The sequence below is a fragment of the Microbulbifer sediminum genome, from assembly GCF_021729035.1.
Lineage (GTDB): Bacteria > Pseudomonadota > Gammaproteobacteria > Pseudomonadales > Cellvibrionaceae > Microbulbifer > Microbulbifer sediminum.
In genome coordinates this window covers 547,122-558,961 of sequence record NZ_JAJSAP010000001.1, presented here as the reverse complement: position 1 = coordinate 558,961, position 11,840 = coordinate 547,122, and the positions used below count along the sequence as shown (strand labels likewise).

9 protein-coding genes are annotated in these 11,840 nt (G+C 61.3%); 6 read left to right on the top strand and 3 right to left on the bottom strand.

The annotated features are described in order from the left end of the window. Window positions 1-183 precede the first annotated feature (183 nt). The 3 genes from LVD11_RS02275 to LVD11_RS02265 form a co-directional block, all read right to left on the bottom strand. Window positions 184-2,802, bottom strand: a complete 2,619-nt coding sequence (locus LVD11_RS02275; RefSeq protein WP_237055522.1) for a serine/threonine-protein kinase — start codon at window positions 2,800-2,802, stop codon at window positions 184-186. A 111-nt stretch (window positions 2,803-2,913) separates the two neighbouring features. Further along, window positions 2,914-3,894: an FHA domain-containing protein gene (locus tag LVD11_RS02270; RefSeq protein ID WP_237055520.1), complete on the bottom strand. Its 981-nt coding sequence runs from the start codon at window positions 3,892-3,894 to the stop codon at window positions 2,914-2,916. 435 nt (window positions 3,895-4,329) lie between these two features. After that, a complete protein-coding gene (locus LVD11_RS02265) occupies window positions 4,330-4,836 on the bottom strand; it encodes a MarR family winged helix-turn-helix transcriptional regulator (protein WP_237055804.1) in 507 nt (168 codons plus the stop codon). 371 nt (window positions 4,837-5,207) lie between these two features. Between LVD11_RS02265 and ectA the strand changes: the two genes are divergently transcribed. The 6 genes from ectA to LVD11_RS02235 all read left to right on the top strand — a co-directional run bounded on the left by ectA (window position 5,208) and on the right by LVD11_RS02235 (window position 11,678). Next, entirely contained in the window at window positions 5,208-5,804 is a 597-nt protein-coding gene (ectA, locus tag LVD11_RS02260; protein ID WP_237055518.1) for a diaminobutyrate acetyltransferase, read from the top strand. A gap of 89 nt (window positions 5,805-5,893) precedes the next feature. Next, window positions 5,894-7,225 (top strand): diaminobutyrate--2-oxoglutarate transaminase, encoded by a 1,332-nt coding sequence (gene ectB / locus LVD11_RS02255; protein WP_237055516.1) that lies wholly within the window; start codon window positions 5,894-5,896, stop codon window positions 7,223-7,225. Between the two features lie 51 nt (window positions 7,226-7,276). After that, window positions 7,277-7,678: an ectoine synthase gene (locus LVD11_RS02250; protein WP_237055514.1), complete on the top strand. Its 402-nt coding sequence runs from the start codon at window positions 7,277-7,279 to the stop codon at window positions 7,676-7,678. 79 nt (window positions 7,679-7,757) lie between these two features. Beyond that, on the top strand, window positions 7,758-9,206 hold the full coding sequence (locus LVD11_RS02245) for an aspartate kinase (RefSeq protein WP_237055512.1): 1,449 nt from the start codon (window positions 7,758-7,760) through the stop codon (window positions 9,204-9,206). Then, complete coding sequence (locus LVD11_RS02240) at window positions 9,194-10,150, top strand: tetratricopeptide repeat protein (protein ID WP_237055510.1); 957 nt, start codon at window positions 9,194-9,196, stop codon at window positions 10,148-10,150. The genes LVD11_RS02245 and LVD11_RS02240 overlap by 13 nt, the downstream gene beginning before the upstream one ends. A 106-nt stretch (window positions 10,151-10,256) precedes the next feature. Beyond that, entirely contained in the window at window positions 10,257-11,678 is a 1,422-nt protein-coding gene (locus LVD11_RS02235; protein ID WP_237055508.1) for a sodium/proline symporter, read from the top strand. The last annotated feature ends 162 nt before the right edge of the window (window positions 11,679-11,840 follow it).

The window sequence follows — 11,840 nt, the reverse complement described above, 5'->3', positions numbered from 1 at the left end:
GGTCCGGTACATCCCCGCCCTTGCAGGCCGTGCTCCTGGTTGCCTGCGGGCGACTTGGCAGCAGTGTACCGCTTTTAAGATGGCGGTACTATTTCCTGTTCCTGTTCCTGTTCCTGTTCCTGTTCCTGTTCCTGGCCGGGTACTGTTGTGTTTCTTTGCTTTTCCTGTGGCGGCGCCCCGGCGCTAGCCCTGGCCCCCGGTGGATTGGCCCCGCGCCATGCGGGTGGGTTCCTGTTGCCGCGGCTGGCACAGCACCGGGTGCTCCTTGCGCAGCTGGGCGAACTTGCGGTTGCTGCAGATGGGCGCGAAGCGGGCGGTGTTGTACCAGATGGGCGAGAGCCCCTGTTCGAGGGTTTTCTGCACGTGTGCCCGGGTGGAGACCAGGTCGCCGCTGGCGATGTAGACCTGGGCGCGGGCGTAGTTTACGTAGAGGTCATCCGGGGCGGAACGGCGAATCTGCATCAGGGTGCTGATTGCCCTGTCCGGCAGCCCCAGTTCGGCATAGGCGCGGGCGCGCATCAGCAGCCCCTCCCAGTCGTCTCGCCCTTCTGTCAGCGACAGGGCTTTCTCTGCCAGTTGCCGGGCCTGGTCCGGCTTTCCCCGGACACGGGCGATCTCAGACTGGTACAGCACGGAGTCGGCATCCCGCGGTGCCCGTTCCGATACGCCGGCGAAGCAGGCCTGGGCCCGCTCGAACTGTTTCTCGATGTAATAGGCCAGGCACAGGTTGTAGGTATCCATGGTCCCCAGCTGGCCGGTACCGGCATTCTGCAGCAGGCGGATGGTCTCTTGCGGGCGTCCACTGTCGAGCTCGTTGGCGGCCAGCAGGGAGATCACACTCATGTTGTTTTCGTCGATCTCCAGAGCCTCCAGCAGCAATGGCCTGGCGTTTTCCATGTCGCCCTGGGTGCTCAGGGTCAGGGCTTTCTGCACCAGGTAGCGGTGGCTGGTGCGCAGTTCCAGGGCCTTGTTGATGGCAGCCAGGGCCTGGTCATACTGCCCGCGCTGCTGGTGATAGTAATTGAGCATCTGATAGTAGGTGGCGCGGTCCGGCAGGCTTACCCTGAGCTGCTCGAGCAGTGCCTCGGCGCGGCCGGGGTCACTGTCAGCGATGGCCAGGCGCAGTTCTGCCAGCAGCAGGTCCGGGTGGTTGCTGACCTTGCGCGGGGCCAGGGTGAGGAAGTCCCGCAGCCGGTCGAGGGCGTCAATATGGCGCGTGTTGAAGCGCTGGTCGATCACCAGCTCGCTGTAGAGCTCGTAGAGGGGCGTGAAGGTTGGTGCACGCCGTTGCAGTGCCTCCAGGGATTCCAGTGCCTCGGACAGGTTGGCGTCGTTGGAGCTGCGGTCGTACAGGGCCAGGTAGCGCTGGTAGTCCGCTTCGGTGATGTTGCCCTGGGCCCGGTCGTCGCGGGGGGGGTAATCCCGCAGCAGGTAGTTCAGCTGCTGCATGGTGCGCGTCCGGGTTTCCAGCCCCTCGTTGATATCTAGGGAGGCGGTACGGTTGCTGATCACGGCCAGGCTGTCGGCATCGATCAGTTCCAGGGAGACCTCGCACTGCTGTCCCTCGCAGGTGAGGGTCGGGTGCAGCAGCAGATCGGCATTCAGCGCCTCGACCTGGTCCTGGAGTCGCTCGCCCACCAGCTGCTCCGATTCCGAGTAGGGCACCAGTAGCAGCCCCTCGCGATTGGAGAGCCCCTGCTTGAGCGCGCTGAGGATATTATTGCCCAGCAGGCGCTTTTCCCGTGTCCCCAGGTTGGCCTGGTGTGGTGCGAGGATTGCCAGGTACTCGCCCTGTTGCTTGTCGGTCTCGGGGATCAGGGTGCTCAATGAGGCCAGGGTCACCGCGGCGGCCACGGCGATTGCGGCCCCCAGCAGCAGCGGTTTGCGCTGGCCCTGGCGGCGCCGGGCCTGGGCGTGAAAGCTCTCGGCGGTAATGGTGGCGGTATGGCTGATGGTCGAGGCCGCGGTCGCCGCATCCAGGGTGGCGCGAATATTGTGCAGTTCCTCGGCGACAGCCCGGGCGCTCAGCGGGCGCTTGTCGGGGTCTTTCTCCAGCAGCCGGTCGAGGAGTTGCGACAGTACCGTGGGCAGCTCCGGATTGAGTTTCTGCGCCGGCGGGTGCCCGCTGTTGACGATGCGGTCCACGATGACAAAGGCGCTGTCGTGGTCGCCGAACGGGCCCTGGCCGGTGAGCAGGCGGTAGGCGAGCACGCCCAGGGCGAAGAGGTCACAGCGGTTGTCCAGCGGCCGTCCCAGGGCCTGCTCCGGCGACATGGCGCCCCAGCTGCCGGCCACGTGCTGTTCGCGGGTAAGGTCGCTTTCCTCGCGCCAGTTCTTGGCAATGCCGAAATCGGTGATCTTGGCGGTGTTGTCCCGGTCCACCAGGATATTGTCGGCTTTCAGGTCCCGGTGGATGATGCCGATGCTGTGGGCGCGGGCGAGGCCGGTACAGACCTGGCCGAGAATATCGAGTCGTTGTGCGAGGCCGGGAGCCCGCTCGCGCTGCCACTGGGACAGGGAGCAGCCGTCGATAAACTCCATCACCAGCGCCATTTCGCCGGCCTGCTCCACCACATCGTAAATTTGCACGATATTGCTGTGGTTGAGTTGCGCCAGCAGTTTGGCCTCCTGGCGGATGCGCAGGTGCGCCGTATCACTGGAGGGGTTGCGAATCAGCCGCTTGATGGCCACCCGGCGCTGGAGGTGGTCATCGATGGCGAGATACACCACACCCATACCGCCGGCACCCAGCTGCCCGGTGATTCTGTATCGGCCGATCTGTTCTGGTTGTTCTTCTGACATCACGATTCCGGGGAATGGCCCTGTTCCTGCTGTCTGCCTTCCCTGACGATCAGTTGTTGTCGTTGTTTTTTCCGGCGGCCCGAATCCCTTTCCCTGGGCCGCCGTCGAGGATCAGGCGGGCTCGGTGATATGCCCGGCCCGGGACTCGCGCTGTGAGCCCTTGTAGATCTCGAAATTGCTGCACCCCAGGCGGATCTCCCAGGAGCGCCGTTCCACCAGTCCCGAGGTGTCGATGGCGTCCGGCAGCGCTTCGGCGATCTGCTTGCGGGCGCGGAAGATCTGGGTGTTGAGGTGGTTGACGGTAATGCCCAGCTCGCGGGTGGCTACCTGGATGGAGACCCAGCCCTGGGACTCCGGGTCGGCGCCGCGCTCGATATCCACCATGCGTGCCCGCGCCAGGTACAGCAGCAGGTAGTGGTGGATACGTGCGGGTAGTGCCACCTGCAGGTCCCCACGGCGCAGTTGCAGCTGCACATGTTCTTCGTGGTGGCTCACAGAGAAGCGCAGCTCGAACTCGCAGATGGTCATCTGCTGCATGGAGAGTTCCTTGGTCGCGCCCTGGTTATCGGGCAGGAACAGCTCCCAGCTGTGGTGGCCGCAGTCGATACGCTCGCCGTGGTCGACGGCGATGGCGCTTTCGCTGCCCCTGGAATTTCCGGTGAACTCATACAGCCACTGGCCGGAAATGGGATTGAAGTGGAGGCTGGCGAGGGGCTCGCGCTCGTCCGGCAACAAGTGGTATTGCTCGAGGTTGAGGGCATCGCCCGACTGCAGGTCGATCAGCAGGTTTTCCGGTCCATCGAGGTTTTCCACTATCCAGGCCGGATTGGTGGCGCGGCCGAAACAGATTTTGTCCCCCTGTTCCAGCTCGTAATTCCTGGCGGGCACCAGCTGCTGGCCATTGAGCCAGGTGCCGTTGCGGCTCAGGTCGCGAATATTCCAGTGGGTGCCGGTCCATTGAATGGCGGCGTGGATGCCTGAAATCTCGGCGCTGGTGATGCGGGTATCCACAGCACCGTGGCGACGGCCGACGGTGTGATGGGCCATCAGGTAGACGGGGTGCTCCCTTTCCGGGTGCTGCAAACAAGCCATCTTAAATTGTCCCTTTCCCTGCGGGGTGTTTGCGTTTCTGGCGCAATCTCAGGACAGGCAGAACTTTCGCCTGGCACAGGCCCCGGTCCGGGAGTTGGGCTGATTTCGCCAGGCGCCCTGGGAGAGTCGCACACGGCACTACCCCCTTTCCCGCTTGCTGGTGGCTAGCGGTGCGAGAGGGGGTGGCGGTTATTCTTGCGACAAGTCCCTTGTTTTTTGGTTTTTACGCCGTGTCTTGAGTAAGTTAGCGCTAACTTAGCCGTGTCGCGCCTTTCTAATTTTGTGGCCTCATTTATACCGATCTGCGGTGTAAATGCAATGATTGCGTGCCACTCCCGCAACACCTGTTCAAGGATTGCGCGGATGCCGGGGAGGCCGCCTGAAAAAGCGGCGGAATTGGCGCCTGAAGACAAGCGTCCCGCCGCGGCAGCGGGCTCACGAGTCGTCCTTTTCGCCTTTTTCCTGTGGCTGGTGCCGGTCCAGGTCGCCGATGTCGAGTACTGGTGAGGCGTCGATATGCTCTGCGTCCATCATCAGTGCCACCCGTTGCAGGGAGGAGATGATCATGGACTGTTCCCATTCGCGCAGGTCGCGGAACTGGCGCACGAAGTGCTCCTGCAGCGGGGTGGGGGCGTCGCGGATAAAATCCATGCCCTTGTCGGTGAGATAGGCGTGCACCTTGCGCTTGTCCTCTGATGAGCGCTCACGGTACACCAGCCCGCGTTTTTCCAGCCGGTCCAGGATTGTGGTCACCGTGGCCTGGCTGAGGCTGATCTCCTTCGCCAGGGCGCCGATGGTGACCTGGCCCTTCTCCCGGATGGCCTGAAGAAGCAGCAGTTGCGGCGCGGTAAGCCCGGCGGTCTTGACCAGTTGCTTGGAGTGCAGGTCAGTGGCGCGGATCAGGCGGCGCAGGGTAATCAGTACTTCTTCAATCTTGTCCATCAGTAGCAGGCTCTGCAGTTCTCGGCGGGACATCCGCTCGCGCCCGACTTTATGCGCCGCTGGCGTTTTGTCAATCCTTCCGTGCACGCGCTCGCCACGGGGCTGCGCGCGCCGGTCATATTTGTGCTCAACGGGCTGTGCTATATCCCTATCTGTGCTCTCTGGAAGCTCCTGCTTGGCCAGATTTTGTTCAGTCTCCATGGGTTTGGTCTTGCGGTCTCGTATTTGTTTAGAGTACTATGCAAAAAATTGTTTAGAGCAGTAAACAATTAATTTAACAAAAGGTCAAATATGGCCTGCAAGGCCGAAATTGCGTGGCACCGCGCGTTTTCAGGGTCTTTTAATACAATTTGATGACTAAAGGTATTGATTTGAGCGCCACAAGCGTAGCCAACAATCAGGGCGGGGGTTCGGGAGACAAGGCCGAAGAGTCCCCGGAAGACAAGGTCCAGGCGCGGCAGGATTCCACCAAAAGGGAAGCCCTGCTGCGCCGGCCGGTCAGTGAAGACGGTGCCGACGTGCACCGCTTGATCCAGCGCTGCCCTCCACTGGATGAAAATTCCGTCTACTGCAACCTGTTGCAGACCAGCCATTTCGCCGACACCAGTGTCGCCGCGGAGGTTGCCGGGGAACTTGCCGGCTTCGTCTCCGGGTACCTGGTGCCGTCGCGTCCCGACACTCTCTTTATCTGGCAGGTGGCCGTGGCCGAGGAAGGTCGCGGGCAGGGCTTGGCCGGCCGCATGATCCGCGAGATCCTCGGTCGCGAGGCCTGTGCACAGGTGCGCTACCTGGAGACCACCATCACGCCCGACAACGAGGCCTCCTGGGCCCTGTTCCGCGGCCTGGCCCGCAAACTGGGCACCGAGTGCAATGAGTCCGTGATGTTTGACCGTGAGCGTCATTTCCACGGTCAGCATGACAGCGAGATGCTGCTGCGTATCGGCCCTTTTACCGGGACCGGCAGCTGAGGCGGTAACGGTATGCAGTCCATACCGGGCAAGAGTTGAGTTTTCCCAAGTCCTGAGATCAGACAATTTACCAATCAAAGGTTGACAACATGAAAGTTTTTGACGAAATCGAATCGGAAGTCCAGAGCTATGCGCGCGCTTTCCCCCGGGTGTTCAACAAGGCCCAGGGCGAGTACCTGTATGACGAGGAAGGTAACCAGTACCTGGATTTCCTCGGCGGTGCCGGCACCCTGAACTACGGCCACAACAACCCGGTCTTCAAGGAAGCACTGCTGGAGTACATCCAGGCCGACGGCATCACCCACGGCCTGGACCTGCACACCAAGGCCAAGGGCGAGTTCCTGGAAGCCTTTTCCGACAAGATCCTGAAGCCGCGCGGCATGGAATATGTCATGCAGTTCACCGGCCCGACCGGCACCAATGCCGTCGAAGCGGCAATGAAGATCGCGCGCAAGCTGAAGGGCCGCGAGAACATCATCTCCTTCACCAACGGCTTCCACGGCTGCAGCCTGGGCGCCCTTGCTGCCACCGGTAACTCCCACCACCGCGGCGCCGCCGGTGTGAGCATGAGCGGTATCACCCGCATGCCGTACGAAGGTTATCTGGGTGACGACATCGATACCACCGCTTACCTGGACAAGGTTCTGTCCGACTCCTCTTCCGGTGTGGACCACCCGGCTGCGGTAATGGTCGAGACCGTGCAGGGCGAGGGCGGCATCAACGCCTGCAGCATGGAATGGCTGCGCAACCTTGACGCGGTATGTAAGAAGCACGACATGCTGCTGATCGTCGATGACATCCAGGCGGGCTGCGGCCGTACCGGTGCCTTCTTCAGCTTTGAGGAAGCCGGAATCTCGCCGGATATCGTCACCCTGTCCAAGTCCCTGAGTGGTTACGGCCTGCCGTTCGCGGTAGTGCTGATGCGCCCGGAGCTGGACCAGTGGAAGCCGGGTGAGCACAACGGTACTTTCCGTGGCAATAACCTGGCCTTCGTTACCGCCAAGGCTGCCATCGACCATTACTGGAGCGACGACAAGTTCGCCAAGGATGTGCAGCGCAAGGGTAAGTATATCGAGGAGCGCATGGACGCCATCGTCGAGAAATACGGTGATGGCAACATGACTACCCGCGGTCGCGGCATGATGCGTGGCCTGAACTGCATCAGCGGTGAGCTGGCCGACCAGATTACCAGCGAAGCGTTCAAGCACGGCCTGGTGATCGAAACCAGCGGTGCAGACGACCAGGTGGTAAAAACCCTGTGTCCCCTGACCATCAGCGATGAAAACCTGAAGCGTGGCCTGGATATCGTCGAAGCGGCGGTAAAGAAAGTCCTGAAGGGCCAGGATGTGCCGGAAGAGCACGATTTCTTCGCCGAGGAAACCGACGAAGCAGATAAGAAATCCCTGGCTGGCGCCGCCTGATCGGCGCCCATGAAATTTTAGTCCTTAACGTAATTTGATGAGAGACCAGCAATGATTGTCAGACAGCTGCAAGAAGCAGAGAAAAGCGACCGACGTATTGTTTCCGAGGGTTGGGAGAGCACCCGCCTGTTGTTGAAGGCCGACAACATGGGCTTTTCCTTCCATATCACCACCATTTATGAGGGTGCCAACCTGAACCTGCACTACCAGAACCACCTGGAGTCTGTGTACTGCATGTCCGGCGAGGGTGAAGTGGAAACCGTCGAGGATGGCAAGGTGTACCCGATCACTCCGGGCACCATCTACATCCTGGACAAGAACGACAAGCATATCCTGCGCGCCAAGAAAGAAATGAAAATGGCCTGTGTTTTCAATCCGCCGCTGCACGGCAAGGAAGTGCACAACGCGGAAGGCGCTTACGAACTGGACGCCGAAGAGGTATCCGACAAATAAAGATGTTGCGAGGTTCGCACCGGCGCCCCCACTAGGCGCCGGTTCACTTACATCCAGAGACAACATCTACAGGAAGACCATGAAAGAACACACGGTGGAAAAAATTGGCGGCACGTCCATGAGCGACTATGCCGCGGTGCGTGACAATATCGTTCTCAAAAACCGCAAGGCCGCGATGGAAGGCGTGTACCAGCGCATCTTCGTGGTATCCGCCTACGGCGGTATCACCGACCTGCTGCTGGAGCACAAGAAGTCCGGGCGCCCGGGTATTTTTGCGCTGTTCGCCGATGCCAACGAAGATCGCAGCTGGTCCGAGGCCATCGAGGGCCTGCGCGACCGCATGAAAGAAATCAACGCATCCCTGTTCAAGGACCCGGAGCTGCTGGCGAAAGCCAATGACTTTATCGGTGAGCGCCTCGAGGATGCCGAGCGCTGCCTTGGTGACCTGGAGCGTGTGTGCCAGCACGGTCACTTCGCACTGGAAGGCCACCTGAATACTGTCAGCGAGATGCTCGCCAGCCTGGGCGAAGCCCACAGCGCCTGGAACACCGCGGCACTGCTGCGCGAGGAAGAGGGCATCAATGCCCGCTTTGTGGACCTTACCGGCTGGCAGGACAGCGACCACCTGACGCTGGATGAGCGCATCCAGCGCGCTTTCAAGGACATCGACATGTCCAGGGAGCTTCCCATCGTCACCGGCTATGCCCACACCGCCGAGGGCCTGATGAACACCTTCGCCCGTGGTTACAGCGAGATGACGTTCAGCCGAATCGCGGTCATCACCGAGGCACGTGAGGCCATCATTCACAAGGAATACCACCTCAGCAGCGCCGACCCGCGCCTGGTGGGTGAGGAACAGGCGGTGCCAATTGGTCGTACCAACTACGATGTGGCCGACCAGCTGGCCAACCTGGGCATGGAGGCAATTCACCCGCGTGCGGCCAAGGGCCTGCGCCAGCAGGAAATCCCGCTGCGTGTCATGAATACCTTCGAGCCTGAGCACCGCGGTACGCTGGTTACCGGTGATTACGTCAGTGAGACGCCCTGTGTAGAGATCATTGCGGGACGCAAGAACATCTATGCCGTGGAGTGCTTTGATCAGGACATGATGGGCCTGATGACCAGCTACGATCGCAGCATCAACGATATCATCGCACGCTTCAAGGGCAGTGTGGTGACGAAGGACATCAACGCCAACACCATTACCCACTTCATTGCCAATAACCTGAAGACGGTGAAGCGCATCCGCAGCGCAATCTGCGAAAAATACCCGGATTGTGATATCCAGGTGCGCAAGGTGGCAGTGGTGTCCGCGATCGGCAGTGATATGAAAGTGCCGGGTATGCTTTCCCGCGCCGTTGCCGCGCTGGCCCGTTCCGGAATCAGCGTGCTGGCTGTCCACCAGTCAATGCGCCAGGTGGATATGCAGTTCATCATCAATGAGACGGATTACGAGGAAGCGGTCAAGAGCCTGCACCATGCGCTGGTAGAGGTATATGACCACGGCGAGGCGATATGCGCGGCCTGAGTGCATGGCTGATGCTGGCGGCGGCGTTGCTGCTGCCGCTGGCGACCAGCGCCCAGCAGGAGCCGCAAGGCAACGAGGACGTTGATAAGACGCAGCGGGCCGCCGAGCGGCATGTCGACAAGCTGCAGGAGCCGCTCTATACCCCGTTTGTGGAACGCTATGTGCTGGACGAGCTGAAACAGCTGCGCAAGGACATGGCAGACCAGCGGGTGGCGATCACCCAGGAAGTGGTGGATCGCCAGATCAATGCCGCCGACAAGGCGATTACCTATGCCACCGATACGGTGACTTATTTCTTTTACCTGATCGCTGGCGTCAGCTCCATGCTGGTGCTTGTAGGCTGGACCTCGATCCGCGATATCAAGGAAAAGGTGCACAGCCTCGCTACCGACGAGGTAAACAAACTGGTCAGCCAGTACGAAGAGCGCCTGCGCAGTATCGAGGAGCAGCTCAGCGAGAAGACGCGGCATATCGAACACAACCGCGATGAAATCGAGCTGACCCAGGAAATCCAGTCCCTGTGGCTGCGGGCCGGTCGCGAGCACACGCCCGCCGGTAAAATTGCCGTCTATGACCAGATCCTGGGACTGCGCCGCGACGACGGCGAGGCCTTGACCTACAAGGCCGATGCGGTGCTGGAGCTGGGTGAACCCCAGTGGGCCATCAACCTGTGCCTGCAGGCACTGGAAATCGATCCCGAAAACGGAAACGCCTACTACCAGCTGGCCTGTGCCCATGCGAGCCAGGAACAGTGGGAGGAGGCGGTGTCCAACCTTGCGCGGGCACTGGAGATCTCCAGCGCGTACCGGGATGAGGCGATGGACGATCCGGCACTGGACGGCCTGTTCGAGTTCCCGCCCTTTGCCGAGCTGATGGGGATCCAGAACGTCAGTGCGCAGCCCGCGGACACCAGTACATCTGGGGGACAGGCAAACAGCGCCTGATTGCCTTTGATGCCCGGTGGATTCACACTGATCCTCCGGACGGTTCCTCCCGGCGACCGCCGGGAGCAGCCCGCCTGACAATAATAACGACCGCAAGGAGTGGCCCGTGTTACTCAGTTTCCTGTTCTTCCTCGCCCTGTTTGCCGCGATCGGTGTCAGTTCTTTCCTGCGCAGCCGCGGCACCAAGCACGATTACTACCTCGCCAGCAGTGATGTGCCGCCGTTCCTGGTGGGGTTGTCCGCTGTGGCCACCAATAACAGCGGCTATATGTTTATCGGTGTGATCGGTTACACCTATGCCACCGGCCTCGCGTCCATCTGGCTGATGGTGGGCTGGATACTGGGGGATTTCCTCGGTTCCATGTGGGTGCACCGTTCCCTGTGCCGGGCCACCCGGGAAACTGGTGAGAGCAGTTATGCGGGCGTGATCAGCTACTGGAACGGCAGCCGCTTTTCCACCTGGCAGCGACTGGCCGGCGTGCTGGCGCTGATGTTCCTGCTGGCCTATGCCAGTGCCCAGCTGGTGGCGGGCAGCAAGGCCCTGTATGTGCTGCTGGACCTGCCGATCTGGAGCGGCGCGGTAATCGGTGGCGTAATTGTGGCGGCCTATTGCCTGGCCGGTGGTATCCGCGCCTCTATCTGGACGGATGCGGCCCAGTCGATCGTCATGATCATTGCCATGGGCATCCTGCTGTTTGCCGCCACCCAGTCAGTTGGTGGCCTGGGGGCCGCCTGGAGCCAGATGGGCCAGGTAGAGGGTTACCTCAACTGGTATCCGGAAAATATGCTGCTGCCGGGTCTGGCCGGCGGGGTGGTTTTTGCAATCGGGTGGCTGTTTGCCGGCCTGTCAGTGATTGGCCAGCCCCATGTCATGGTGCGCTTTATGGCGCTGCAGGATGAGAACCGCATGATCCATGCCCGGTGCTGGTACTACCTGTGGTTTACCGCGTTCTACTTTATGGCCACCGGGGTGGGGATGCTGGCGCGGATCATGCTGAGTGACCCGGGTAGCTTCGACGCCGAGCTGGCACTGCCGATGATGGCGCAGGAACTGCTGCATCCGGCCCTGGTGGGCCTGATCCTGGCAGGTGTCTTTGCCGCGACCATGTCCACGGCGGATTCGCTGGTGCTGAGCTGCTCCGCCGCACTCACCCACGATATCCTGCCACACCGTATCGACCGTACCTGGATGCTCAAGGCCGCCACCCTGGGGATTACCGTTGCCGCGGTGGGGTGGGCACTGCTGAATAAACAGAGTGTTTTCAGCCTGGTGGTGATGTCCTGGTCGGCCCTGGCCTCCGCTTTTGCACCGCTGCTGATTGTGCTGTCGCTGGGCGGGCGCCCATCGCAGCGCGTGTATATCGCCATGAGCGTGGTGGGACTGGCGACGGCCCTGTTGTGGCGCTACGGGCTGGGCTGGCACAGTCATATCTACGAGGGGATGCCGGGCATCCTTGCGGGCCTCGCCGTGTATGGCGGCTACCGCCTGCTTGAACGGGCGCCGCTGGCCAGCGAGGCCAGCGCCTGACCCTGTACAGATATCTTCCTGGCCCGGCTCGCGTCGGGCTTTTTTATGGCTGGCCAGGCTGAGGAAGGGGGCGAACTCCGGTACGCGGTAAATACCAAGCCGTGGAATGCAGAGGTATGCGTGGGACGTTCACATCCAAACAAAAAAGCCCGGCGTTGCCGG

Coding starts and splice junctions, on each gene's coding strand:
- LVD11_RS02275 (WP_237055522.1), bottom strand. CDS start 2,802: ATGTCAGAAGAACAACCAGAACAGATCGGCCGATACAGAATCACCGGG.
- LVD11_RS02270 (WP_237055520.1), bottom strand. CDS start 3,894: ATGGCTTGTTTGCAGCACCCGGAAAGGGAGCACCCCGTCTACCTGATG.
- LVD11_RS02265 (WP_237055804.1), bottom strand. CDS start 4,836: ATGGACAAGATTGAAGAAGTACTGATTACCCTGCGCCGCCTGATCCGC.
- ectB (WP_237055516.1), top strand. CDS start 5,894: ATGAAAGTTTTTGACGAAATCGAATCGGAAGTCCAGAGCTATGCGCGC.
- LVD11_RS02250 (WP_237055514.1), top strand. CDS start 7,277: ATGATTGTCAGACAGCTGCAAGAAGCAGAGAAAAGCGACCGACGTATT.
- LVD11_RS02245 (WP_237055512.1), top strand. CDS start 7,758: ATGAAAGAACACACGGTGGAAAAAATTGGCGGCACGTCCATGAGCGAC.
- LVD11_RS02240 (WP_237055510.1), top strand. CDS start 9,194: ATGCGCGGCCTGAGTGCATGGCTGATGCTGGCGGCGGCGTTGCTGCTG.